Origin of the sequence: Caballeronia arvi (assembly GCF_001544695.2) — a bacterium.
Classification (GTDB): Bacteria; Pseudomonadota; Gammaproteobacteria; order Burkholderiales; family Burkholderiaceae; genus Caballeronia; species Caballeronia arvi.
This window is the reverse complement of sequence record NZ_FCOM02000026.1, coordinates 80,921-105,240: the sequence shown is the minus strand read 5'-3', so window position 1 is coordinate 105,240 and position 24,320 is coordinate 80,921. Positions and strand designations below refer to the sequence as shown.

Below are 24,320 nucleotides of genomic sequence, written 5' to 3'. Positions count from 1 at the left end.
TTCACCGAAAACGAAACCAATACCGAGCGCCTCGATGGCACCGCGAACCGCACGCCTTACGTCAAGGACGGCATCGATCGCTGCATCGTGCATGGACAGGAAGCGGCCGTGAATCCGGAGAAACGTGGCACGAAGGCCGCCGCGCATTATTCGCTGATGGTCGGACCGGGTGCGTCACACGTTTTGCGCATGCGCCTCGTCCGGGATACGCGCGAGCACGAGGCTTCGGCAGAGAACGGATACAGCGAAGCGTTCGGCAGCGGCTACGACGAAACACTGAAAACGCGCCATCGCGAAGCGGACGAGTTCTATGCGAAGGTCATTCCGGCATCGCTCGATGCGGACGAAACGAATGTGATGCGTCAGGCGCTCGCCGGCATGATGTGGTCGAAACAGTTCTATTACTACGACGTCGACAGATGGCTGACCGAACGCGGCTCCGATCCGTTCGACCCGAAGCGGCGCGCGCCGCGCAACTATCACTGGCATCACATGTACAACGCGGACATCGTCTCGATGCCCGACAAATGGGAGTATCCGTGGTATGCGACGTGGGATCTGGCCTTTCATGTCCTCGCGCTCACACTCGTGGACGAAGACTTCGGCAAGCAGCAGCTCGACCTGATGCTGCGGGAGCGTTATCTGCATCCGAGCGGACAGCTTCCGGCTTACGAGTGGAATTTCGGCGACGTCAATCCGCCGGTGCATGCATGGGCGACCATCTTTGCGTATCGTCTCGAGCAATATCGCTACGGGCGCGGCGATCTCGTCTGGCTCGAACGGTCCTTTCACAAGCTGCTTCTCAACTTCACGTGGTGGGTGAACCGCAAGGATCGGGAGGGCAACAACGTATTCGAAGGCGGCTTTCTCGGTCTCGACAACATCGGCGTCTTCGATCGAAGCGCACCGCTGCCAACGGGCGGATATCTGGAACAGGCGGACGGCACCGCATGGATGGCGCTGTTCTGCCAGAACATGCTCGAGATCGCCGTGCAGCTCGCGCTGAACAATCCTGCTTATGTGGACATGTGCGTGAAGTTCGTGTCCCACTTCCTGTGGATTGCATCGTCGATGCTGCGCACCGGCGAGGGCAGCGGCATGTGGGACGAAGAAGACGGGTTCTTTTACGACGTGCTGAGATTGCCCGATGGCCGCGCCGAGCGGCTCAAGGTGCGCTCGATGGTGGGACTGCTGCCGCTATGCGCCGTCACCTCGTTCGATGGCGCGCTGACGGAGCGTTATCCCGATGCCTTCGAGAATCTCAAGCGGTTCTTCGCGGCGCGTCCGCAGATCATGGCTTCCATTCACGACATGACGTCGAAGGGCGTCGCCGATCGCCGCCTCGCTTCGATCCTCAACGAAAAGAACCTGCGGCGCGTGCTGTCGAAGATGCTGGATGAGAACGAGTTTCTGAGCCCGCACGGTATCCGCTCGCTGTCCCGGTATCACGCGGATCATCCTTACGTGTACCGCATGGGTGAACAGGAATATCGCGTTGCGTACTTGCCGGCGGAGTCCGACACCGGCATGTTCGGCGGCAATTCCAACTGGCGCGGCCCGGTCTGGATGCCCGTGAACGGTCTCATCATCCGCGCGCTGCTGCAGTATTTCAGCTACTACGGCAACGACTTCAAGGTGGAATGCCCGACCGGCTCCGGACATCGGATGACGCTCTATGAAGTCGCTGAAGAGATCACCCGAAGGTTGTCGAGCATCTTCCTGCGCAATAGCGACGGCCACCGGCCGGTGCATGGCGGCAACCGGAAGTTTCAGGAAGACCCGCACTGGCGTGATTGCCTGCTGTTCTACGAATACTTCCACGGCGATAACGGCGCGGGACTCGGCGCCAGCCACCAGACCGGCTGGACGGGCATCATCAGCCGGGCGATGCATCTGTTCGCCACGACGACGCCAGAGCAGTTTCTGCAAGCGGGAAGAGCTGCGGCGTTCATCGAGTTACCGGTTGCTGGCGCGGATGCGGCCAGCGGTTGAGAAGGGCGACTTGACGCCTAACCGGTGCCGCCGGTGTCCGCATCTTTCGTGAGGGGCGACGCGACATGGGCGAAACTCGCGATGCTCGCGTCGTACCGGGCTCCGCCGCCACCCAGTGCGACCGTCGCCCGCCTGGCGCTGCCCAGCAGCGTCTTCAAGGCGGCGTCGATCGTGGCCGGATCATCGAATCTTCCGCGCGGACCCGACAAGGTCAGGGCGCCCACCAGTTCGCCCGTCGAATCGAAGACCGGCACTGAAGCGGAAGCCGTTTCCGGATCGCGTTCGCCGTATGAAACCGCCCAGAGCTGGGCCCGAATGTCGTCCCATCGTGCGTCCTGCGGTTCCGTGAAAGCGAGCAGCACTTTGCCGGACGCGCCCTTGTCGATCGCGAATTCTTCCCCGATACGTACCGATACCCTCACGCTCCGCGACGGCTCCACGCGATACAACACCAGCCGATAGTCACCCTGCCGCACATAGAAAGACGCGGTTTCACCGAGCTCTCTGCTCAACTGCTGGAGCAATGGCTCCACGACCGGTCCGACCTGAAAGGACCGCTGGTAAAGCGACGCCAGCCGCAACGGCTGATGGCCGATCGCATACTGCCCGTCGCTCAGTTTTCTGATGAAGCCGCCGTGCTCCAGTGCGCCGAGCAATCGCAAGACCGTGCTCTTGTACAGACCGGTTCGCCGTGAAAGCTCCGTGAGGGTCAACCGGTCGTCGGTTGCTCCGAACGCATCGAGGATCGCGAACGCGCGATCCAGCACGGCGACGCCGCTGGAAACCTCGCCCGTATCGGGCGCCTGTTCTTTCGTCGAAACCACCTTTCTTATCCTCCGCTGATCACCCCATCACTGTACGGTTCTATCCAGCAGAACTCAAGTTCTGAAATCGAGGGGTAAACCCGTCTTACCACGTCACATGGTCGCGCCTATAGTTCTCTTCAACAGAACACGGGTCTATCAGATGGAACTTCAAGGAGCGAACGATGGATGTTTTCCGCCCAAACGTGCTGGTCAGTGAAGTCGGGCCGCGCGACGGTCTGCAGAGCATCAAAACCGTCATGCCGACCGCAGCGAGGTTGCGCTGGATCTCCGCGCTCGCCACAGCGGGACTCAGGGAGATCGAGGTCGGCTCGTTCGTCCCGCCGAAGCTTCTGCCGCAGATGGCCGACATTCGCGAAGTCGTCGCGCATGCGCTTTCGATTCCCGGTCTGCATGTCGCGGTTCTCGCGCCGAATCTGCGCGGCTCGCAGAGCGCCTTCGAAGCAGGCGTCCACAAAGTGACGCTGCCGGTGTCGGTGACGAACGAGCACTCGATGGCCAACATCCGCAAGACGACGGAACAGATGATCGAAGAGGTGCGCAACATCGTCGCGCTGCGCGACGAGCAGTTTCCGGGCGTGCAGATCGAAGCGGGCGTGTCGGTTGCGTTCGGCTGCACGATCGCGGGCGTCGTCACCGATGAAGAGACCATGCGCATGTGCGCGGCGATGGCCGAATGCGGCGTCGACGAGATCGGCCTTTCGGATACGAGCGGTTATGCCAATCCGGTTCAGGTGCGGCGCCTGTTTCGCCGCCTGCAATCGGAGTTCGGAGCGAAGGCGGGCGGCGCGCACTTCCACAACACGCGCGGTCAGGGCCTGGCCAATGTCGTCGCGGCGCTCGATGCCGGCGTGACCACGATCGATGCGAGCCAGGCCGGCCTCGGCGGCTGTCCCTACGCGCCGGGCGCGACCGGCAACATCGTGACGGAAGACCTCGCGTTCCTGCTCGAAGCGATGGGCTATGACACGGGCATCGACATCGACAAGCTGATCGCCGCGCGCGCGATTCTCGCAGAAGCGCTGCCGGGCGAGGCGCTGTACGGACATGTGCAGGACGCCGGATTGCCGAAAGGCTTCACGTATGCGGACGGGCGCGCACCGAGCGCGCCCCAGCCGGAAGGCTGTTTGCTGGGAGTGGCGCAATGAGCGAAACGCAAGCGAATCAATCTCTGCCGTATAGCGGCGTGCGCGTCGTCGAGATGACGCACATGGTTATGGGTCCGACGTGCGGCATGGTGCTGGCGGATCTCGGCGCCGAAGTCATCAAGGTCGAGCCGATTTCCGGCGACAGCACGCGCGCGCTGCGCGGCTCCGGCGCGGGCTTTTTCAGCACGTTCAACCGTAACAAGAAGAGCATTGCCGTCGATGTGAAGGATCCGCGCGGCGTCGAGATCGTGCACAAGCTGCTCGCCGGCGCCGATGTCTTCAGCGAGAACTTCAAGAGCGGCACGATGGATAAGCTCGGCCTCGGCTATGCAGCGTTGTCGAAGCTCAATGAGCGGCTGATCTACGTGTCGCACAAGGGCTTTCTGCCTGGCCCTTACGATCATCGCACCGCGCTCGACGAAGTCGTGCAGATGATGGGCGGCCTCGCCTACATGACCGGTCCCGAAGACCGGCCGCTGCGCGCGGGAACGAGCGTCAACGACATCATGGGCGGCATGTTCGGCGCGATCGGCGCGATGGCCGCGCTCGCGCAGCGTGAACGCACCGGACGCGGTCAGGAAGTGCAGAGCGCCTTGTTCGAGAACAACGTTTTCCTCGTCGCTCAGCACATGATGCAGTTCGCCGTGACCGGCAAAGCCGCCGCGCCGATGCCGAGCCGCATTTCCGCGTGGGCCGTCTACGACGTGTTCTCGGTGAGAAACGGCGAGCAGATCTTCCTCGCGGTCGTGTCCGATACGCAATGGGCGCTGTTCTGCGATGCGTTCGGATTGTCCGCGCTGAAAGCGGACGAACGGATCGCCACCAACAATCAGCGCGTGCAGGCGCGCGACTGGCTGCTGCCGCAGCTTCGCAAGCACATGGAGCAATTCAGCGCCGCCGAGATCAGCGCGACCTTCGAGCGCTGCGGATTGCCTTACGCGCCGATCACGAAGCCGCAAGACCTGTTCGACGATCCGCATCTGCTTGCAACGGGCGGGCTGGCCGACGTGACCTTGCCGCCCGACGCGAGCGGCGCAGGGCGATCGGTGTCGACGAAGACGGCGCTGCTGCCTCTGACGTTGAGCGGCGAGCGCCTGCACCTGCGGGCCGCGCCGCCTTCGCTGGGCCAGGACACGCGGGCGCTGCTTTCGCAACTCGGGTACACGCCCGAAGAGTTGAGGCAGTTGACCGAAGCGGGCGTCGTCAGGTGCCAGGACCGGCAACCGGGCGATACAGCGAATCCTTCAGCGAACGAACTGGCCAGCGCCTGACATCGAAAAACAGACAGCAGAACAGCAAAACGCGGTCGCGCGAGTCGGCATGACGTCGCGCGCCCGGCGATCCGCCCGGAGACAAAGCATGACATCCCTATCCTCGAACCTGGCAGCCGATAGCGCCGCCGATTCCACGCTCGAACAGCAGGCGGTGAGAAAAGCCGCGTGGCGCTTCATCCCGCTCCTTGCGCTCGCTTACTTCTTCAACTATCTGGACCGCACGAGCGTCGGATTCGCGGCGCTGACGATGAACCGCGATCTCGGTCTGACGGCAACGCAGTTCGGCTGGGGCGCCGGCATCATGTTCGCGGGCTACTGCCTGTGCGAGGTGCCAAGCAACCTCGCCTTGTATCGATTCGGCGCGCGCCGCTGGCTTGCCCGCATCATGATCACGTGGGGCTTCTTCGCGGCGGCGACGGCGCTCGCCGTGGGGCCGACCAGCTTCTACGCGATCCGGCTGCTTCTGGGTATCGGCGAAGCGGGCTTCTTTCCGGGCGTGATCTTCTTCCTCGCCGTATGGTTTCCCGCGAGTTACCGGACGCGCGTGCTCGCGTGGTTCACCGTGTCGACGCCGCTTTCGTCGCTCGTCGGCGGACCGCTGTCGACATGGCTTCTCCAGATGGACGGCTTTCTCGGACTGGCGGGCTGGAAGTGGATGTTCATCGTCGAGGGTCTGCCCGCGTGCGTGCTCGGTTTTCTCGTGCTGAAAATGCTCGCCGACAAACCCGCCGATGCGAAATGGCTCTCGCCCGAAGAGCGCCGGGCGCTGCAAGGCGCCTTCGACCGGGAAGGCGCGGCGAGCCAAAAGAAGAAGAACTTCGCCGCCGCGCTGAAGGATGTGCGCATGTACCTCCTCGCGATGATCTCGTTCGGCTTCACGATGGGTTCCTACGGTATCGGCATCTGGCTACCGCAGATGCTCAAGGCGCACGGCATGAGCATGACGCAGACCGGCTGGGTGTCCGCCGTGCCTTACTTCTTTGCGACCATCGCGTTGCTCTGGTGGGCGAAGCGCGTCGATCGTCGTGGCGGTCATATCGCGAATCTCGCGGCCGGGCTCTTCATCGGCGCGGTGGCGCTCGGCGTGTCGACGTATTTCCATCAACTGATTCCCGCGATGACCGGCATCACGCTGGCATTGATCGGCACGATTGCGGGACGCACGATCTTCTATACGTTGCCTGCGAGATTCCTGTCCGGTCAGGCTGCGGCGGGCGGACTGGCGCTCATCAATTCGATCGGCGCACTGGGCGGGTTTGCCGGCCCGTACCTCGTGGGTTATCTGAAGGATAGCTTCGGTACGTTCACGGCGGGGATGATCGGCTTGTCGATCGTGCTCGCGGTCACGACCTTGCTGACGCTCTCGCTGTTTGCCTTCGACAAGGGGGATGCACGATGAATCCGCTTCGCTCCCCCCGACGACGCCAGCTTCTCGGCGCGGCCGCCGCATCGGTCATGATCCCGGCGCTGACATCGCGCCGCGCATACGCAAAAGAGGAATCGCGCAGCATGAGCACAACCAGCAACTACCTTCCCGTTCGGGCGGAGTGGCTCGCGTCCGGCACGGAGGCGGCGCTCGAACCGGAGATGCCGATCGTCGACGCGCATCATCATTTCTATGAACGCGCCGGCTGGACCTATCTGCTCGAGGAATATCTCGACGATGCGCGATCCGGCCACAACATCACCGCGTCGGTCTACATGCAGGCGCTCACGCGTTATCGGCAGTCGGGCCCCGAACCGCTGCGTCCGGTAGGCGAAGTCGAATACGTCGCCGATGTCACCGCGCCGTTGCAGAAGGACAAGCCGCAGGTTGCCAAGGGAATCGTCGGACATGCGGATCTGCGGCGCGGTGCGGCCGTTCGCGACGTGCTCGAGGCGGAGCTCGCGGCGGGCGACGGCCGTCTGCGCGGCGTGCGGCATCTCGCGACCTGGGATGCGGACCCCTCGCTCGTCAATCCGCTGTCGGCCGCGCCGCGCGGGCTGCTGCTCGATCCCACATATCGCGCGGGCGTGGCGCAGCTCGGGTCACTCGGACTGTCGTATGACGCGTGGCTGTTCTTCCCGCAACTTCCCGAACTGTTCGATCTGGCGAAGGCCTATCCCGACATGCCCTTCATCATCAATCACTGCGGCGGCGTCGTGCGGATTGCGAGCTATACGGACCAGCGCAAGGAAGTATTCGACACATGGGCGCGCTCGATGCGCGAGCTCGCGCAGTTACCCAATGTGTTCGTGAAGGTCGGCGGATTGGGGATGCGCATCAACGGATTCGACTTCGAGAAGGGCGAACGTCCGCCGACATCGATTCAACTCGCGCAAACGTGGAAGCCGTGGATGCTCACGTGCATCGAAACGTTCGGCGCCGATCGCTGCATGTTCGAAAGCAACTTCCCGGTGGACAAGGGTTCATACCCGTTCAACAACGGCTGGAACGCATTCAAGCGACTCACGATGCAAGCGAGTGCGGCGGAGCGGCAAGCGTTGTTCCGGGGAACGGTGACGAAGGTCTACCGGCTCTCCTGAATGAAAGGCCCGCAGGCCGGCGCATCGATCGACCGCTCAGTCAGTCCGCGGTGATGCGATAGCTGCCGGTCTTCTTGCCGACGAAGTTGAACGCGCCTTTTTCGGCCGGCAGCGAGAGCACCTGTTGCCAGTCGAGTTCGCCTTTGATGCCTTTGTACTTGCCCGTGCCTTGCCCCAGCACCGCCTTTCCCGCGATAGTCCCCGCCGCGTGGCTGAAGGTTTCGACGAAGTTATCGCCGTCCTTGTCCGTGAAGACGCAGTAGCCGTTCGCGCCGGCGGCGCTGAATCCCGCTTCCACGCAGCGCGCCGTGACGTTTTGCATCAAGGGCGTTTTGCTGTTGTTGGTGAAAGCCATCGTCGCTTCGAACAGGTAGACGGCGTTGTCGCTGCCCACGGGGATTTCCTTTACATCACGCCCGACAGCGGTAAAGGTGACATCGATCGGTCCTTGTTTCGGAATCGCCTGCGACCATGCGATGTCGATCGTCGCGAATACAGTTGCGCAAACGAAAACCGTCGTCGTGCATAGGCGATGGCAAAGCCTTTCCATGATTGCACCTCCGGACGCCGCTGCAACCTGTTCCGTTGATACCCCGGGTCGATGCATAGTGTTATAGGGCTTTCGAATTGAAAGTTCCAGTGGACGCGATGATCGGCGGGTCCGTCCGAATGATCGTTCGTTCCGGGCTTGATTCGGATACCTATGCGCGTCGTCCCTCTGGCGTGGCGACGTCCGGACGCGCCGATCCTCCTGCGATCCCGTCATCGCGATCCGCGATGGTGCCTTGCCGAATGACCACGAACAAGCCGGCTCGCCTGCTGCATGATGCTTCCACCGCACCGACTTCACGGAGCCAGACGAAGCAATGCAACTCGACCCAGCGACGGCGAGGCCGCGCACGCTTTACGACAAGATCTGGGACAGTCACCGCGTGATGTCGCGCGACGATGGACAGGACCTGTTGTTCATCGACCGGCACTACATTCACGACGTCACCGCGCAGTCGTTCGATCTGCTGCGCCAGCGCGGGCTCAGGCCGCGTTCACCCGAGCGCATCTTCGGCACGGCGGACCACTACGTGTCCAGCGCGGCAAACGACATCGCAGCCGTGACCGACCCCGAGCGGCGCGCGATGATCGAGGCCCTGCAACGCGATGCGGCCGAATCGCGCATCACCTTGTTCGGCATGAACGATCCGCGGCGCGGCATCGTGCATATCGTCGGGCCCGAGCAGGGCTTGAGCCTGCCCGGCATGACCGTCGTCTGTGCCGATAGCCACACGTCGACACACGGCGCGATGGGCGCGCTGGCGTTCGGCATCGGCGCCACCGAAGTCGCCCACGTGCTCGCCACGCAATGCCTGTGGCAGCGCAAGTCGCGCAACATGCGCGTCACGCTCGATGGCGCGCCGGGACCGGGCGTCAGCGCCAAGGACCTGATCCTTGCCGTGATCGCGCGGATCGGCGTGGCGGGCGCGGTGGGGCACGTGATCGAATATGCCGGCTCCGCGATCGCCGGCCTGTCGATGGAAGGCCGGCTGACGCTGTGCAACATGACCATCGAGGCGGGCGGCCGCGCCGGCATGATCGCGCCGGACGACACTACGTTCGCGTATCTCTCCGGGCGCCCCTACGCGCCCGCGGGCGAGCAATGGGACCGGGCGATGACGCACTGGCGCACCTTGTTCACCGACCCCGGCGCCAGCTTCGACCGCGAACTGCATATCGACGTGGCCGGCATCGCGCCGATGGTGACGTGGGGCACCACGCCCGGCTATGCCTGCGCCATCGACCGGCGCGTGCCCGACCCCGCGCAGCAGCCTGATCCCGATCTCCGCGCCGCGATGTCGCGGGCGCTCGACTACATGGGACTGAACGCGGACGAGGCGCTGGAAGGCGTGACGATCGACCGCGTGTTCATCGGCTCGTGCACCAACGGGCGCATCGAGGACATGCGCAGCGCGGCCGAGGTCGCGCGCGGCCGTCACATCGCAGCGGGCGTCGAGGCGTGGGTGGTGCCGGGCTCGCACGAAGTGCGGGCGCAGGCCGAGGCCGAAGGGCTGGACCGCGTGTTCATCGAGGCGGGGTTTCAGTGGCGCTTTCCCGGCTGCTCGATGTGCCTCGCGACCAACGGCGATATCGCCGCGCCCGGCCAGCGCTGTGCGTCTACGTCGAACCGCAACTTCGTGGGCCGGCAGGGGCCCGGCGTGCGCACCCATCTGATGAGCCCGGCGATGGCGGCCGCCGCCGCAGTCACCGGACGTCTCACCGATGTCCGCCGCCTCCTGGGAGCCTGAGCATGGAAAGCCTGACGTACCTCGACGCAGTCGCGGCCCCGATCGTCGCCATCGACTGCGATACCGACCAGATCCTGCCCGCGCGTTTCCTGCAAAAACCCCGTTCCGACGATTTCGGCCAGTTCCTGTTTCGTTCGATGCGCTTCGGCCCCGACGGCACGGAACGGCCGGACTTCATTCTCAATCAGCCGTCTTACCGCGCGTCGCGCATCGTCGTGGCGAATCACAACTTCGGTTGCGGCTCGTCGCGCGAACACGCGGTGTGGGCGCTGTACGACTACGGCATCCGCGCGGCGATCGCCCCGAGCTTCGGCGACATCTTTTTCATCAACTGCCTGAAGAACGGGCTGCTGCCCATCGTGCTGCCGGAGACCGTGGTCCTGCCGCTCTTGGACCGTTTGCTGGCAAGCCCCGGCAGCCGCATCGCCATCGACTTGCCCGCACAGACCGCGACCTTGCCCGACGGCTCCGTCCATGCCTTCGACATGGAGCCTTTCGCGAAGGCGTGCCTGCTGCGCGGCATGGACGAGATCGACTACACGCTGTCGCATCAGGACCGCATCGATGCCTTCGAGCGCAGCCGCGCCGGACCGTATTGAAGGCGCGTTCTTCCCACTATCGACCAAGGAGGAGTTCAGATGAAGATTGCAGTCATGCCAGGTGATGGTATCGGTCCCGAAGTCGTGGCGCAGGCGCTCAAGGTGCTGCAAGTCGTGGCGCCGCACGCCGAGACACAGGAAGCGCCCGTCGGCGAGGCGGGCATTCAGGCGCACGGCGTGCCGCTGCCCGAGCCGACGCTCGAGCTCGCGCGCAAGGCCGACGCCATCCTGTTCGGCGCGGTAGGCGTGGCCGACGAAGCCGACATCCCGCGCGAACGTCGTCCCGGCACCGGCCTGCTGCAGTTGCGCGAAGCGCTGACCCTGTATGCCAATTTCCGCCCGGCCTATATGTTTCCGGAGCTGATCGGCGCTTCGACGCTGCGGCCGGAAGTGGTCGATGGACTCGATCTCGTGATCGTGCGCGAGCTGAACGGCGACGCCTATTTCGGCCAGCCGCGCGGCTTCGAGACCAATCAGGCGGGCGAGCGGGTCGGCTTCAACACGATGCGCTATGCCGAATCCGAGGTCGAGCGCGTCGCGCACGCCGCCTTTCGGGCCGCGCGCCGCCGTCATCACAAACTGTGCTCGGTGGACAAGGCCAACGTGCTGGAGGCGAGCCAGTTGTGGCGCGAGGTGGTCACGCGGGTCGGGCGGGATTATCCCGACGTCGAGCTGAGCCATCTCTTCGTCGACGCCGCCGCGATGATGCTGATGCGCCGGCCCAGGCAGTTCGACGTGATCGTCACCGGCAACCTGTTCGGCGACATACTCTCCGACGCCGCCGCGATGCTGACCGGCTCGATCGGCATGCTGCCATCGGCCTCGCTGGGCTATGAGCGCAAGGGTTTGTACGAGCCGGTGCACGGCTCGGCACCGGACATCGCCGGCAAGGATATCGCCAATCCGCTCGCCGCCATTCTGTCGCTCGCGATGATGCTGCGCGAGAGCTTCGAGATGGAAGCGGCCGCGAGCCGCGTCGAGCGGGCCGTGCGCGCCGTGCTCGCCGCGGGCTACCGCACCGCCGATATCCAGCAGGACGGCACGCAATGCATCGGCACCCGTGACATGGGCGATGCAGTCGTCGAGGCGCTGCGCAAGCAGGCAGCCTAGAGGAGAGCGCGTCGCGAAATCAGGAGCAGGGAGCCGGTCCATCGCAGGCAGTTCGTCGCACCAGAATATCCCTTGAAAGGGAGGAGACAACCATGAAGCTAAAACTTGCCATCGCGCTATGCGCAGCGTTCGAGCTTGCCTGCGGGTCCGGCTCGGCCGTGGCCAAAGATGTGCCCGAGAAGCCCGAGTTGCACATCGCAGCGGCTTCGGTAGGCATCACCTATCTGCCGATGCTCGTCGCCAAGCAGCGCGGCTACTTCAAGGACGAAGGGCTGGACGTGAGCATCGCCGCATTCTCCGGCGGTTCGAAGACGCTGGAAGCCCTGCTGGGCGGCAGCTCCGACATGGTGGCGGGCGCCTATTCGAACACCATCACGATGGCCGTCAAGGGTCAGCATCTCGTCGTGGTGGCGGCGCAGGTCATCTGTCCGGGATGGATCTTCGGCGTGTCCCAGAAACGCCAGGCCGAAGTCAAGTCGCCCAAGGACCTGAAAGGCATGCGCATCGGCGTGAGCGCGCCGGGTTCCAGCACGCACATGGCCGTCAATTACATTCTGCACAAGGCGGGGCTGCAGTCTTCGGACGTGTCGATCATCGGCGTGGGGCAGGCGGCCGGCGCCGTCGCGGCGGTGCGGGCGGGACAAGTCGATGCGCTGATCGTCAACGATCCGAGCGCGACGATCCTGACGAAGGACGGCAGCCTCAAGCCGCTGGAGAACATGCGCACCGCCGACGGCAACGTGAAGGTGTTCGGTTCGGATTACCCCGAGTCGAGCCTGTTCGCGACGCAGGATTTCATCGACAAGAATCCGAAGACGGTGCAGGCCGTCGCCAACGCGATCGTGCGCGCCGAAAAGTGGATCGCCAAGGCGACGCCGGAGCAGGTCGCGGACAATGTCCCGCGCGAGTACCTCGAGGACAACAAGGCGCTCTATGCGGAGGCCTTCACGAACAGCCGCCGCTGTATCGCGCAAAACGGGGAGATCACGGCCAAGGGCGCTCAGACCGTGCGTGACGTGCTGTCGGCTTTCGATCCGGCGGTGGCCTCGGCGAAGATCGACCTCGCCGCGACCTACGACAACCGCTTCGTCAAAAAGGCGGCGGAGATCCAGCCATGAGCACCGCGGCGTGCAGCATCCCGCTCGACAGCGGTCAGGCCGAAAGACGCGAAGCGCTGTGCTTCGACAACGTGACGTGCACCTTCGCCGGCAATGGCAAGCATGCGCAGACTTACACCGCCGTCTCCGGAGGCAGCCTGACGATCGGCGACGGCGAGTTCGTCTCGATCGTCGGTCCGACGGGCTGCGGCAAGTCCACGCTGCTGAACGTGGCCGCGGGGCTGACGCGGCCCTCGTCGGGCAGCCTGAGCGTGTTCGGCAAGAAGTTGACGCACGGCCTCAACACGCAGGCTGCCTATCTGTTCCAGGTGGACGCGCTCATGCCCTGGAAGACGGCCGAAGACAACATCGCGATGGGCCTGATCTTTCGCGGCATGCCGCGCGAGGAGGCGCTCGGCGTGGCGCGCGGCTGGCTGGAGCGGGTCGGCCTGCACGGGCACGGCAAGAAATATCCGCATCAGATGTCCGGGGGCATGCGCAAGCGTGCCGGCCTCGCGCAGGCGCTGGCGCTGAATCCCCGCATCATCCTGATGGACGAGCCGTTCAGCGCGCTGGATATCCAGACCCGGCATCTGATGGAAAACGAACTGCTGCAGTTGTGGTCGCACGACCGCAAGTCCGTCATGTTCGTGACGCACGATCTGGAAGAGGCCATTTCGCTGTCGGACCGCGTCATCGTGTTGTCGGCGGGGCCTGGCACACGGCCTATCGCCGAGTTCGAGATCGATCTGGAGCGGCCGCGCGAGATGTCGGAAATCCGCATGACGCAGCGTTTCCTGCAACTGCACACCCAGATCTGGGACGTGCTTCGAGGCGAGGTTCTGAAAAGCTATGCGCGCAATCGAGTTTGATCCGAACAACCGGCTTACGGTCCTGATCACCCGCCTGGCGATCCTGTTCGGCGTCCTGTTTCTTTGGTGGCTCGGCACGGGGCAGAAATGGCTGTCGCCGTTCTTCTTCGGCGATCCGGTCGGCGTGGCGCGCCGCATCTTCGAGTGGTTCGTGACGGGCTCGGTGTTCCGCCACCTGTACACGACGCTGCTCGAAACCATGCTGGCGTTCGCGATCGGCACGGCCTTCGGGCTGGCGTGCGGATTGTGGCTCGCGCTCAACCCGTTCCTCGCGGTCGTGTTCGATCCGTTCATCAAGGCGATGAACTCGATGCCGCGCCTCATCTTCGCACCGATCTTCGCGCTCTGGTTCGGCCTCGGCATCTGGTCGAAGGTGGCGCTGGGCGTGACGCTGGTGTTCTTCGTGGTGTTCTTCAACGTGTTTCAGGGCGTCCGCGAAGTCAGCCCGACGGTGCTGTCCAATACCCGCATGCTGGGCGCCAATTCGCGCCAGCTGATGCGCCATGTGTACCTGCCTTCGGCGACGAGCTGGGTGTTCTCCAGCCTGCATAACGCGATCGGCATCGCTTTCGTCGGCAGCGTGGTGGGCGAGTACCTCGGCTCGGAGAAGGGCGTCGGTTATCTGATCCTGCTGGCCGAAGGCGTGTTCGATATCAACTCGGTCATCGCGGGCATTCTGGTGCTGACCGTGTTCGCGCTGGTCCTCGATACGGCTGTGTCGATGGTCGAAGACCACCTGCTGCGCTGGCGCCCCGTTGCCGGGCAGACCGTCGCCGCGAGCGCCTGATCGACCGGCGAGCCAAACTTCGAGGAAACCATTTTGCAAATCAACGCGATCAATCTGAAGGACCGCGTCGCCGTGGTGACGGGCGGCGCGCAGGGCATCGGCCTCGCGGTCGGACGCCGGCTGCTCGACTCGGGCGCGCGGCTGGCGATCTGGGACATCAGTCCCGTGGGCATGGACACGGCCCGCAACGAGCTGGGCGAGCACGCTGTCCACTTCGAGCACGTCGATATCGCCGACTACGCGAGCGTCGAAGCAGCCGTCGCGGGGACGATGAAAGCGGCCGGACGCATCGATATCCTGATCAATAACGCGGCGATCGTCGGGCCCAATGCACCGCTGACCGACTATCCACCCGATGTCTGGAAGCAGGTGATCGATATCGACCTCAACGGCACGTTTCACTGCTGCCGCGCCGTGGCGCCCGTCATGATCGGCCAGAACTACGGGCGGATCGTCAATCTCGCCTCGGTTGCCGGCAAGGAAGGCAATCCGAATGCGGCGGCCTACAGTTCGGCCAAGGCGGCCGTCATCGCCATGACGAAATCGCTGGGCAAGGAACTGGCGAGCCACGATATCGCGGTCAACTGCGTCACGCCTGCCGTGGCGCGCACGCCCGGCGCGATGGAGCAGTCGCCCGAGCATATCCGCTACATGCTGGGCAAGATTCCGCGCGCGCGCTTTCTCGAACTCCACGAAGCGGCCGCGATGATCGCCTGGCTCGCCAGCGAAGAGAATTCGTTCACCACCGGCGCCGTTTTCGACCTGTCCGGCGGCCGTGCCACCTATTGAGACGAGCCATCGTGAGAACGTTCTGGCGTCTGTTATTGCCGATAGTGGCCGCCGGCGCGGCCTTGCTGAATTCCCTTTCCGCCAGCGCCGCGCCCGTGCCGGAGAAGCCGAAACTTCATCTTGCCGCCGCGGGCGTAGGCTTTCCCTATCTGCCGATGGTCATCGCGGACAGCCGCGGATACTTCAAACAGGCCGGGCTGGACGTCGAGATCGGCGTGTTCAGCGGCGGCGCGAAGGCTCTGCAAGCGATGATCGGCGGCAGCGCCGATATCGTGGCGGGCGCGTATTCCAACACCATCACGATGGCGGCGAAAGGACAGAAGCTGGTGTCGTTCGTCACTCTGGCATCGTGCCCCGGCTGGGTGTTCGGCGTGACGCGGGCCAGCCACGGCAAGGTCAAGACGTACGCGGATCTGAAGGGCATGCGCATCGGCGTGAGCTCGCCCGGTTCGAGCTTCCACATGGGCGTGAATTACCTGCTGAGCAAGTCCGGCGTCAAGCCGGGCGATGTATCGATCATCGGCGTGGGCTCGTCGGCGGGCGCGATTGCCGCGGCGCGCAGCGGACAGATCGACGGCCTGATGAGCAACGACCCGGTCGCGACCGTGCTGCAGGACAGCGGCGATCTCTTTCCGCTGGCCGTGATGCGCGATCCCGCCGGTACGCGCGCCACGCTGGGCGGAGACTATCCGGAGGCGTCCATCTACACGACGCGGGAGTTCGTCGCCAGATATCCGAATACCGTGCAGGCGGTCACGAACGCGATTCTGGAAGCCGAGCGCTGGATGGCGCAGGCGACGCCCGAGCAGGTCGCCGCGGCCGTGCCGCAGCAATACGCGCTGGCCGAGAAGGCGGTCTTCGCCCGCGCTTACGGCAACATGCGCAGCTGCATCTCGCGCGACGGCCTGATGACGGACGCCGCAGCGCATACCGTGCTGGATGTGCTGACCGCCTTCGATCCCGACATCGGCAAGGCCGGAATCGATCTGAAGGCGACTTACGACAATCGCTTCGTCGAGAATTCCGGCAAGCACTGATTCGAGCAGAGGCGACGATGGAAAGCGGCGTGCGAATCCTGGCCGAAGGCCTGAAATTTCCCGAAGGGCCGGTGGCGATGCCCGATGGCTCGATCGTGCTGGTCGAGATCGAGCGCGAGACGCTCAGCCGCGTGGCCGCCGATGGCACGGTGAGCGTGCTCGCGGATGTCGGCGGCGGTCCCAACGGCCTGGCGCTGGGGCCGGACGGCGCCTTCTACATCTGCAACAACGGAGGCTTCCTGTTCCGGACCGTCGCGGGGTTGAACCGCACGAAGCCGGGCGTGCATCCGCGATATACCAGCGGCCGTATCGAACGCTTCGACCCGCGCACAGGTGCGCTGACGACGCTGTACGACCGCTGCGGCGACTATCCGCTGTGCGGTCCCAACGATATCGTGTTCGACCACGACGGCGGCTTCTACTTCACCGATTTCGGCAAGAACCGGCTGCGTGACCGCGATCACGCGGGCCTCTATTACGCGCGCGCCGATGGATCGATGATCGTCGAAGTGGCGTACCCGCTTACGACGGCCAACGGTGTCGGTCTGTCGCCGGACGACCGTGTCGTCTATGTGGCGGAGACCGAGACCGCGCGACTGTGGGCGTTCGATCTGGAAGCGCCTGGCCAGGCGCGCAAGCATCCTTATCCGTCGCCGCACGGCGGGCGTCTGGTGTGCGGTTTGCCTGGCTACCAGCGCTTCGACAGCCTGGCCGTGGATGCAGCGGGCAATATCTGCGTGGCCACGCTCGTCACGGGCTGCATCACGGTGGTCGCGCCGACGGGCGAGGTGCTCCGGCAGGCGATGGTGCCCGACGGCATGGTGACGAATATCTGCTTCGGCGGCATCGACATGAAAACGGCTTACATCACGATGTCCGGCACGGGACGTCTCGGCACTTTGCCGTGGCCGCAGGCCGGGTTGAAGCTGGCTTATTCGTGATCACCGCGCGTCTGCTGCGCATCCCGACTCGCGAGCAGATGACTGAGAAAGAGCTGGACGGGCGCGGGAAGCGACTCGGCCTCTCGCACGCAGATCTTCCAGTGCCGTTCGGCCCAGGTTTCGTCGAGCTGCACGGCGACCAGCGGCGCCGAACTGACGTAACGCTCGGCATGACGCTCCGGCACGAGGCCGATGCCGAGGCGCGCTTCCACCATGCTGCGCACCGGCTCGAAACCGTTGACCCGGATCGATAATTTGAGCGGATGATCCAGATCGGCGGCGGCGCGCAACACCAGCGAATTCAGATAGCTGCCCGCCTGCGGCCCCACCAGCGGGTATTCGGCCACTTCGCGGAATTTCACCCGTTCGGCGCGGCTCAACGGATGATCGGGCGGCATGATGACCACGAGCCGATCGCTGCGATAGGGGAATACCTGCAGGCCGGTGGTGACCGTCGTGCCGCCGAATACGCCGATATCGGCTGCGTTTTCGGCCACGGCTCGCACGACGGCGGGACTCAGACTTTCTTGCAGATCGATGCGCAGCCCCGGATGCAACTCGAGGAAATCGCGGATATCGTTGGCGATGTACTGGACGATGGTGGACAGGCTGGCATGGAGCCGGATCTGTCCGCGCACGCCTTCCGCATGATCGAGCAGCTCGCTTTCCATTTGTGCGATGTCGCGCAGGAGCACCCGTGCGTGCTGCAAGAGCGCCGCGGCGGCGGCCGTCAGTTCGAGCCCTTTGTTGCTGCGCACGAAGAGGGCGGTCTTGAGGGTGTCTTCGAGCTGAGACATGCGCTTGCTGAGCGCCGAAGGCGCGATATTCCCGGCTTCCGCCGCGCGCGCGATACTGCCGTGCTCGCAGACAGCGACGAATAATTTCAGCGATTGCAGATCGAAACGCATCGGGTCTCCGGGCCGCGGTCTTCTCGCCGCGATGCTTTGTCCATGAAGCGAGAGTATGCATGCGGTCGATTGCACGTGCAGAGGATGAAAAAAAAGCCCTGGCTCCGCACGCTCGTACTTCCCGCGTAGCCGGTAACGCCAGCTAAGGCCGTACCCGTTACCCCGTGGCGCTTCCTCATCCCACAATTCGTGCAATTAATGATTGACGCCCACGCGTTGAAAGGCAGAAGCTTGCGGAAATTCTCCTGTAAAGAATCTTCCGGTCTGATTACGCACTGAAAGATATTTCCTTCCGCCATGCGCGAGTTGGCATGGTCTCGACTTAACGGAGAAGAAAATGAGAAGGATCAGAGGGCTCGTTCTGGCAGTTTTTTCAGGAGTACTTCTCAGTGCATGCGGGGGCGATGCCGGCTCCGATGCACCAGGATCGAACGCGAAGGGTGCGGCCGCACAACCGGCAGCTCAGGATGTGAGCACGACGAAGGGTTACGCGTTGTCGACGGTCATCTGGGATCGCTTTCCCATCGGTGTGTGCTGGGACATGAACAATGCCGATTTCGCGCGATATTCGGAACAGCGCAAGTGGACGCGTCTCGCGGTCAAAGAGACCTGGGAGCAGCATTCCGGCGCCCAGTTCTCGGGCTGGCAGCAATGCACGAACGATCCGAACTATTACGGCATACGGATTTCCGTCGAAGACAGTGCGGCGGAAGGGCCGCACACCTTTGGCCTCGGCGCAATGCTGAACAACGCGGCGGGTGGCATGGTGCTCAATTTCACCTTCATGAACTGGAGCCAGAGTTGCCAGGGGCGCGAGGAGTTCTGCATTCGCCGCCTTGCCGCGCATGAATTCGGTCACGCGCTGGGCTTTGCGCACGAGCAAAACCGGCCGGACACGCCTTCGACGTGCACGGAGCCCGCGCAAGGCAATTCGGGCGACACGATGATCGGGCCGTGGGATCTCGCATCGATCATGAACTACTGCAATCCGAAGTGGAACGGCGACGGCAAGCTCAGCGCCACCGACATCGAGATGGCGCAGAAGTACTACGGGCCTCCGCGCGGCAACGAAACCGTGTACACGCTGACGCGCGCGCAAGCCCCTGCGCAGGTGACCGCGTACGACTTCTCCACGCACGCCGCGAAGGCTTCGATCGATCTGTCGCTGACGGGCGACTACAAGCGGGTCGACCGAATGTTCGCCAGCACCGATGGAAAACGGCTGCACGTGCTTCTCGAAAGAAGTTCGACATCGATCGATCTCGCGACCATCGACACGGCGACGAATACGGTCTTGCGCGTCACGCCCATCGGTCCGTTGCTGACGACGTTCACCGGCTATGACCTTCAGCCCGCGCCGGATGGAAGTCAGGTCTATCTGTCGAGCAAGAACGTCATCAGCATCATCGACGCGGACGCCGGGACGCTCGTCAGAACGATCGTGTTGCCAGAAGCCTTCAACCTCATCAGGCTGGCGACGGCAAGAAACGACAGTGGGAACATCTACGCGCTATCGATCGCGGAGGGGACGAAGGTGGAAGTGCTGCGCATCGACACGGCCCTCTCGCTGATCACAGGCGGCTACCCGGCAGGTTCGGCGCCGAGCACGCTCCATGATCAGTTCGCCGTGACCCCCGATGGCAAGAAGGCCTACTTCGTCAGCTTCGCGTCTGCGGCGGCCCAGGGCAGTCTGACGGAAATGGACCTGGAAAGCGGCATTACGCGCGTGCTGACCGATCTGCCGGAAAAGAACCCGAAATTCCTCGCGGCCATCAGCAACCAGCAAATCCTTTTTGCCGACGACAACGACACGAAACCGAGTCCGATCATCCTCTATGACGTGGCGAGCCGAGCCAAGACGACCTTGCTGGCTTCGTCGAACCTGCTGGGTTATCTCCAGTACGAACCGAGGACGCAGTCCATCCTTCTGGAGCGAAGCGGCGTCTGGTCCGTCAATCAGTTGAAGCAGCGTGCGGACGGCATGTACAGGAATATCGACCTCGGGATGCGGTCATTCACCAGTGGTTCCGCGTATAGCGGTCTTGCACCGTTCGTGTTCGTGGCGCGTTGAGATAGCCGTCCATAACTTCATATCATTCGAGAGCAACAGGGAATCCCTCATTGAATTAAAGTGTGTAATTAAGCTAAGCGCTTGCCTCCAATGGGGATTCGAAATGGCTGCCACTCAATCGGGGGCCATGCCCCTGTCCGATGAAGATTATCGGCGCCAGCTTCGCCGTGCCGTCGTCGCCAGCACGATCGGCACGACGATCGAATGGTATGACTTCTTTCTTTACAGCACCGTCACGGGCCTTGTCTTTGCCAAGCTGTACTTTCCGGAATCGGACCCGCTCGTCGGCACGTTGCAGGCGTTTCTGATCTACGCTGTCGGCTTCATCGCGCGGCCGGTCGGTGCGGCCATCTTCGGTCACTACGGCGATCGGATCGGACGGAAGGCCACGCTGATCGTCACGCTGCTGCTCATGGGGCTGGCCACGTTCGCGGTCGCATTCGTGCCGACCTACGCGACGATCGGCATCTGGGGCGCCGTCGTGCTGACCGTGCTGCGCTTCATTCAAGGCGTGGGCGTCGGCGGCGAATGGGGCGGCTCCGTTTTGATGTCGATGGAATGGGCGCGCACGAATTCGCATCGCGGCTTCGTCGCTTCGTGGCCGCAGTTCGGCGTGCCCGCGGGGCTGTTCATCGCCAATCTCGCCGTGCTCGCGATGAGCCAGATTTCCGGCAGCGCATTTCTCACGTGGGGCTGGCGCGTGCCGTTCGTCCTCAGCATCGTACTGGTCGCGATCGGTCTTTATATCCGGCTGAGCATTCTCGAGACGCCGATCTTCGCCAAGCTTCTGGCCGAGAATAAGATCGAAAAGGCGCCGACGCTCGAAGTCATACGCCGGCAACCGAAAGACATTCTGCTTTCCGCGTTCGTGCGGATGGCCGAGCAGGCGCCTTTCTATATCTTCACGGCCTTCGTCTTCACCTATGGCGTGCGGACGCTCGGCGCGTCGCGCGATCTGTTGCTCATGGCCGTGCTCGCCGCATCCGTGCTGGAATTCTTCACGATCCCACTGTTCGGTCACGTGTCCGATCTCATCGGACGCCGCCGGATGTACATGATCGGCGCGGCGCTCGCGGGCCTGTTCGGCTTCGTCTTCTTCGCAATGGTCGACACCAGAAATTCTGTCTGGATTTTCGTGGCCATCGTGCTTTCACTGGTGCCACATTCGATGATGTACGGGCCGCAGGCCGCGTTGATCGCCGAGTCTTTCACGGGGCGGCTGCGTTACAGCGGTGCATCGCTGGGTTATCAACTCGCTTCGGTGATTGCGGGCGGTCCCGCGCCCTTGATCGCAACCGCGCTCTTCGCGTATTACCACTCGGGCTATGCGATCGCGGGCTATATTTTCGTGTGCGGATTGTTCAGCCTCGCTGCGGCGTGGCGAATGGGCGACTACACGAACAAGGACATCTCGCGCGAATATGACGAACCGATGGGCGAGCACCATCACGCAAGACCGGCGCATTGATCGAAGCCCGGCGAAGCGCACGCCTCATACTTCGCTGCGCTTCAGAAGATAATCGAGGCCGCCCACGCGGAACCATCGATAGCCAAACGGTTCCAGCACGACGGTATGCTGTCCTTTCGCCGTGCCTTGGCTGTGGTCGTCCGAGAGCAGGTTGACGAGCATGGTGCTCTCGCCGGCCTCCGCGCGGACGTGAAACTTCACCGTGCACGCGGCCGCGCTGAAGTTGTGCACGCAGACTACCGAGTTGTTGCGCCACTCATAGCGCAGCACGAGCACATCGTCACGCGATGTCCGCAGGATCGCGAAATCGCCCCAGCTTATTTCAGGCACCTCCTTGCGCATGCGAATCATCCGCTCGATCCAGTTGAGCAGCGAATTCGGGTCCCGGCGCTGACTGGCGACGTTCACACGTTCGAAGCCGTACGGTCCGCCCGAGATCACGGGAGACACGGGCCGCGTATGCTTCGTGAAACCCGCGTGCGGCTCGGTGGACCACTGCATCGGGGTACGCACGCTTTCACGCTCGGGCAGGCGCAGGTCGTCGCCCATGCCGATTTCATCGCCGTAACGCACGACGGGCGTGCCCGGCAGCGTCAACATCAGGCTGTACGCAAGCTCCAGCCGGTGACGGTCGCCATCGAGCATCGGCGCAAGACGCCGTCGAATGCCGCGTTCGTAGAGCTGCATGTCCGGTTCCGGGCCGAATGCGGCGAACACGGTCTCACGCTCTTCAGACGACAACCGCCCGAGATCGAGCTCGTCGTGGTTGCGCAGGAATACGCCCCACTGCGCCGTCGCGGCGCGCGACTTCGTCGCTTCGAGCGCCTTCTTCAACGGCGTGGCGTCCGCGCTCGCGAGCGCATAGAACGTGTTCTGATTGACCTGGAAGTTGAACATCATCTGCAACCGCTCGCCTGCATCGCCGAAGTACTGCATGTCGGTATCGGGCAGCACGTTCGCTTCCGCGAGAATGATGGCGTCGCCCTGACGCCATTGCAGGAACTCGCGGAACATGCGCAGCATGTCGTATTGCTCGACCGGCCGCTTCACCTGCGCACCCTTGGTGGCGATGACGAACGGCACCGCATCCATGCGAAATCCCGAGACGCCGAGCTGAATCCAGAAGCCCATGATCTTGAGCAGCTCGGCCTGCACATAGGGATTGGCCGTGTTCAGGTCGGGCTGAAAGTCGTAGAAGCGGTGGTAGTACCACATGGCCGCTTCTTTATCGTAGGTCCACGTCGACTTCTGCACGCCGGGGAATACGACGCCTTCTTTCGCGCGGGCCGGCCGCTTCTTCGACCACACATACCAGTCGCGATATTTCGATGCCGGGTCGCGCCGCGCCTCCCTGAACCACGGATGCTGATCCGACGTGTGATTCACGACGAGATCGATCATCACGCGCAGGCCGCGTTGACGGCATGCGTGAGTGAATTCCGTGAAGTCGCCGAGCGTGCCGTAGCGCGGATCGACGTTGTAGTAATCGGAGATGTCATAGCCGTTGTCGCGGCCGGGCGATGGCTGGAACGGCATCAGCCATATCGTCGTGATGCCTAAGCCCTGAAGATAGTCGAGGCGGCGCACCAGACCCTGAAAGTCGCCGACGCCATCGCCGTTCGCGTCCATGAACACGCCGACGGACAGGCAGTAGATGATTGCGTTCTTGTACCAGAGGTCGTTGACCATGCGCTTTGATCGGAGCCCGGTTCGTGAGCGGCGCGGAACCGTTCGAGTGTAATCGGCATCCTTCGAAGCAGGCAACGTTTCGAAGCGTGGATGCACCTTCGCACCTCACGGCGTCGCCTATACTTTTTTTCAGGCAGTCAGCCCGACCGTGCGCCGCATATGCAATCGATGCGGCCCGCAACGCGAAACCGGGCGATATCCCATCGGCGGCGCTCTTGTCGCAAGCGCCAGATCTTCTGCGCGATAGCCGCCTCTCTTCCCTTTTCTTTGCCTCTTTATCCACGCATAGAAAAACGCTGCGCGCGCGGCGGCTGCGCTCGTCCGCGTGCGGCAGTGTCACTCTCACTCGACGAGGACGACATGGCCACCTACATCATGCTGCTCAACTGGACCGATCAGGGCGTGCGCAGCGCGAAGGACACGATCAAGCGGGCACGCGCGTTCCGCGAAACGAGCCAGTCGATGGGCGCGACGCTCAAGTCATTGCACTGGACACTCGGCACCTACGATCTGGTCGCTTCGGTCGATTCGCCTGACGATGAAACGATGACCCGTCTCGGCCTCATGCTCGGAGGACTGGGCAATGTCCGCACGACAACGATGCGTGCGTTCGACGAAGTCGAGATGGAGCGTATCGTCGGCGGATTGAAGTAGAGCAGAGCGCGATTCTGCTGACGAATAGATGCTGATTCACGCACGGATTCTTCCGTCTTTCGCAACGTCGGCCGGTATGCTACGGTGGATTCGTATGCATAACTTGCGAACGGGCGATCGCTGATTGTCGATCGACCCTCCGGAATCATTCGTCTGGAGTGTGATGTGACAGTGGATCAGCAAGGCGTTCGCTCGTCGCCTTATTCGGTCATCTGCCCCCGATGTGAAACGCTCTCT

General features: G+C 63.3%; 21 protein-coding genes. 17 read left to right on the top strand and 4 right to left on the bottom strand.

The annotated features are described in order from the left end of the window. The coding region (locus AWB74_RS25265; protein WP_061149440.1) for an MGH1-like glycoside hydrolase domain-containing protein at positions 1–1,992 on the top strand (1,992 nt) is incomplete at its 5' end. Positions 1,993–2,009: 17 nt separating this feature from the next. Here AWB74_RS25265 and AWB74_RS25260 read toward each other — a convergent pair. Beyond that, positions 2,010–2,816 (bottom strand): IclR family transcriptional regulator, encoded by an 807-nt coding sequence (locus tag AWB74_RS25260; protein ID WP_407642467.1) that lies wholly within the window; start codon positions 2,814–2,816, stop codon positions 2,010–2,012. 164 nt (positions 2,817–2,980) lie between these two features. On the opposite strand from AWB74_RS25260, the gene AWB74_RS25255 reads away from it, so the two are divergent. The 4 genes from AWB74_RS25255 to AWB74_RS25240 all read left to right on the top strand — a co-directional run bounded on the left by AWB74_RS25255 (position 2,981) and on the right by AWB74_RS25240 (position 7,764). Next, positions 2,981–3,964 (top strand): hydroxymethylglutaryl-CoA lyase, encoded by a 984-nt coding sequence (locus tag AWB74_RS25255; protein ID WP_061149438.1) that lies wholly within the window; start codon positions 2,981–2,983, stop codon positions 3,962–3,964. Beyond that, positions 3,961–5,235 carry a CaiB/BaiF CoA transferase family protein gene (locus tag AWB74_RS25250; RefSeq protein ID WP_061149437.1) on the top strand — a complete coding sequence of 425 codons (1,275 nt, stop codon included), beginning with the start codon at positions 3,961–3,963 and terminating at the stop codon, positions 5,233–5,235. The genes AWB74_RS25255 and AWB74_RS25250 overlap by 4 nt, the downstream gene beginning before the upstream one ends. A gap of 88 nt (positions 5,236–5,323) precedes the next feature. Next, positions 5,324–6,637 carry an MFS transporter gene (locus AWB74_RS25245; RefSeq protein ID WP_061149436.1) on the top strand — a complete coding sequence of 438 codons (1,314 nt, stop codon included), beginning with the start codon at positions 5,324–5,326 and terminating at the stop codon, positions 6,635–6,637. After that, positions 6,634–7,764, top strand: coding sequence for an amidohydrolase family protein (locus AWB74_RS25240; protein WP_061149435.1), 1,131 nt, complete (start codon positions 6,634–6,636; stop codon positions 7,762–7,764). Before AWB74_RS25245 ends, AWB74_RS25240 begins: the two co-directional genes overlap by 4 nt. 40 nt (positions 7,765–7,804) lie before the next feature. Here the strand turns inward: AWB74_RS25240 and AWB74_RS25235 are convergent, their stop codons facing one another. Next, positions 7,805–8,158, bottom strand: a complete 354-nt coding sequence (locus tag AWB74_RS25235) for a hypothetical protein (RefSeq protein WP_235024680.1) — start codon at positions 8,156–8,158, stop codon at positions 7,805–7,807. Between the two features lie 472 nt (positions 8,159–8,630). Here AWB74_RS25235 and leuC point away from each other — a divergent pair, with 472 nt between their 5' ends. The 9 genes from leuC to AWB74_RS25190 all read left to right on the top strand — a co-directional run bounded on the left by leuC (position 8,631) and on the right by AWB74_RS25190 (position 17,293). After that, positions 8,631–10,061 carry a 3-isopropylmalate dehydratase large subunit gene (leuC, locus tag AWB74_RS25230; protein ID WP_061149433.1) on the top strand — a complete coding sequence of 477 codons (1,431 nt, stop codon included), beginning with the start codon at positions 8,631–8,633 and terminating at the stop codon, positions 10,059–10,061. A gap of 2 nt (positions 10,062–10,063) precedes the next feature. Next, entirely contained in the window at positions 10,064–10,660 is a 597-nt protein-coding gene (gene leuD / locus AWB74_RS25225) for a 3-isopropylmalate dehydratase small subunit (RefSeq protein ID WP_061149432.1), read from the top strand. A 39-nt stretch (positions 10,661–10,699) separates the two neighbouring features. Continuing rightward, positions 10,700–11,770 carry a 3-isopropylmalate dehydrogenase gene (leuB, locus tag AWB74_RS25220; RefSeq protein WP_061149431.1) on the top strand — a complete coding sequence of 357 codons (1,071 nt, stop codon included), beginning with the start codon at positions 10,700–10,702 and terminating at the stop codon, positions 11,768–11,770. Positions 11,771–11,862: 92 nt separating this feature from the next. Continuing rightward, positions 11,863–12,888: an ABC transporter substrate-binding protein gene (locus AWB74_RS25215; RefSeq protein ID WP_061149430.1), complete on the top strand. Its 1,026-nt coding sequence runs from the start codon at positions 11,863–11,865 to the stop codon at positions 12,886–12,888. After that, positions 12,885–13,739, top strand: coding sequence for an ABC transporter ATP-binding protein (locus AWB74_RS25210; protein WP_061149429.1), 855 nt, complete (start codon positions 12,885–12,887; stop codon positions 13,737–13,739). Before AWB74_RS25215 ends, AWB74_RS25210 begins: the two co-directional genes overlap by 4 nt. Further along, positions 13,720–14,526 (top strand): ABC transporter permease, encoded by an 807-nt coding sequence (locus tag AWB74_RS25205; protein ID WP_061149428.1) that lies wholly within the window; start codon positions 13,720–13,722, stop codon positions 14,524–14,526. Before AWB74_RS25210 ends, AWB74_RS25205 begins: the two co-directional genes overlap by 20 nt. A gap of 33 nt (positions 14,527–14,559) precedes the next feature. Further along, positions 14,560–15,315 carry an SDR family NAD(P)-dependent oxidoreductase gene (locus AWB74_RS25200; RefSeq protein ID WP_061149427.1) on the top strand — a complete coding sequence of 252 codons (756 nt, stop codon included), beginning with the start codon at positions 14,560–14,562 and terminating at the stop codon, positions 15,313–15,315. Positions 15,316–15,326: 11 nt separating this feature from the next. Next, positions 15,327–16,352: an ABC transporter substrate-binding protein gene (locus tag AWB74_RS25195; protein ID WP_061149426.1), complete on the top strand. Its 1,026-nt coding sequence runs from the start codon at positions 15,327–15,329 to the stop codon at positions 16,350–16,352. Between the two features lie 17 nt (positions 16,353–16,369). Further along, positions 16,370–17,293: an SMP-30/gluconolactonase/LRE family protein gene (locus AWB74_RS25190; protein WP_061149425.1), complete on the top strand. Its 924-nt coding sequence runs from the start codon at positions 16,370–16,372 to the stop codon at positions 17,291–17,293. On the opposite strand, the gene AWB74_RS25185 is transcribed toward AWB74_RS25190, so the two are convergent. Next, complete coding sequence (locus AWB74_RS25185; RefSeq protein WP_061149424.1) at positions 17,284–18,201, bottom strand: LysR family transcriptional regulator; 918 nt, start codon at positions 18,199–18,201, stop codon at positions 17,284–17,286. The genes AWB74_RS25190 and AWB74_RS25185 overlap by 10 nt on opposite strands. A gap of 469 nt (positions 18,202–18,670) precedes the next feature. Here AWB74_RS25185 and AWB74_RS25180 point away from each other — a divergent pair, with 469 nt between their 5' ends. Both AWB74_RS25180 and AWB74_RS25175 read left to right on the top strand, forming a co-directional pair. Next, positions 18,671–20,272 carry an ATPase gene (locus tag AWB74_RS25180; RefSeq protein ID WP_235024679.1) on the top strand — a complete coding sequence of 534 codons (1,602 nt, stop codon included), beginning with the start codon at positions 18,671–18,673 and terminating at the stop codon, positions 20,270–20,272. Between the two features lie 103 nt (positions 20,273–20,375). Next, positions 20,376–21,740: an MFS transporter gene (locus AWB74_RS25175; RefSeq protein WP_061149422.1), complete on the top strand. Its 1,365-nt coding sequence runs from the start codon at positions 20,376–20,378 to the stop codon at positions 21,738–21,740. Positions 21,741–21,764: 24 nt separating this feature from the next. Here AWB74_RS25175 and AWB74_RS25170 read toward each other — a convergent pair whose 3' ends face one another. After that, entirely contained in the window at positions 21,765–23,429 is a 1,665-nt protein-coding gene (locus AWB74_RS25170; RefSeq protein ID WP_061149421.1) for an alpha-amylase family protein, read from the bottom strand. Positions 23,430–23,789: 360 nt separating this feature from the next. On the opposite strand from AWB74_RS25170, the gene AWB74_RS25165 reads away from it, so the two are divergent. Beyond that, on the top strand, positions 23,790–24,083 hold the full coding sequence (locus AWB74_RS25165; protein WP_061149420.1) for a GYD domain-containing protein: 294 nt from the start codon (positions 23,790–23,792) through the stop codon (positions 24,081–24,083). Positions 24,084–24,320 lie beyond the last annotated feature (237 nt).

Coding starts and splice junctions, on each gene's coding strand:
- AWB74_RS25215 (WP_061149430.1), top strand. CDS start 11,863: ATGAAGCTAAAACTTGCCATCGCGCTATGCGCAGCGTTCGAGCTTGCC.
- AWB74_RS25205 (WP_061149428.1), top strand. CDS start 13,720: ATGCGCGCAATCGAGTTTGATCCGAACAACCGGCTTACGGTCCTGATC.
- leuC (WP_061149433.1), top strand. CDS start 8,631: ATGCAACTCGACCCAGCGACGGCGAGGCCGCGCACGCTTTACGACAAG.
- AWB74_RS25240 (WP_061149435.1), top strand. CDS start 6,634: ATGAATCCGCTTCGCTCCCCCCGACGACGCCAGCTTCTCGGCGCGGCC.
- leuB (WP_061149431.1), top strand. CDS start 10,700: ATGAAGATTGCAGTCATGCCAGGTGATGGTATCGGTCCCGAAGTCGTG.
- AWB74_RS25170 (WP_061149421.1), bottom strand. CDS start 23,429: ATGGTCAACGACCTCTGGTACAAGAACGCAATCATCTACTGCCTGTCC.
- leuD (WP_061149432.1), top strand. CDS start 10,064: ATGGAAAGCCTGACGTACCTCGACGCAGTCGCGGCCCCGATCGTCGCC.
- AWB74_RS25175 (WP_061149422.1), top strand. CDS start 20,376: ATGGCTGCCACTCAATCGGGGGCCATGCCCCTGTCCGATGAAGATTAT.
- AWB74_RS25255 (WP_061149438.1), top strand. CDS start 2,981: ATGGATGTTTTCCGCCCAAACGTGCTGGTCAGTGAAGTCGGGCCGCGC.
- AWB74_RS25250 (WP_061149437.1), top strand. CDS start 3,961: ATGAGCGAAACGCAAGCGAATCAATCTCTGCCGTATAGCGGCGTGCGC.
- AWB74_RS25185 (WP_061149424.1), bottom strand. CDS start 18,201: ATGCGTTTCGATCTGCAATCGCTGAAATTATTCGTCGCTGTCTGCGAG.
- AWB74_RS25245 (WP_061149436.1), top strand. CDS start 5,324: ATGACATCCCTATCCTCGAACCTGGCAGCCGATAGCGCCGCCGATTCC.
- AWB74_RS25210 (WP_061149429.1), top strand. CDS start 12,885: ATGAGCACCGCGGCGTGCAGCATCCCGCTCGACAGCGGTCAGGCCGAA.
- AWB74_RS25190 (WP_061149425.1), top strand. CDS start 16,370: ATGGAAAGCGGCGTGCGAATCCTGGCCGAAGGCCTGAAATTTCCCGAA.
- AWB74_RS25165 (WP_061149420.1), top strand. CDS start 23,790: ATGGCCACCTACATCATGCTGCTCAACTGGACCGATCAGGGCGTGCGC.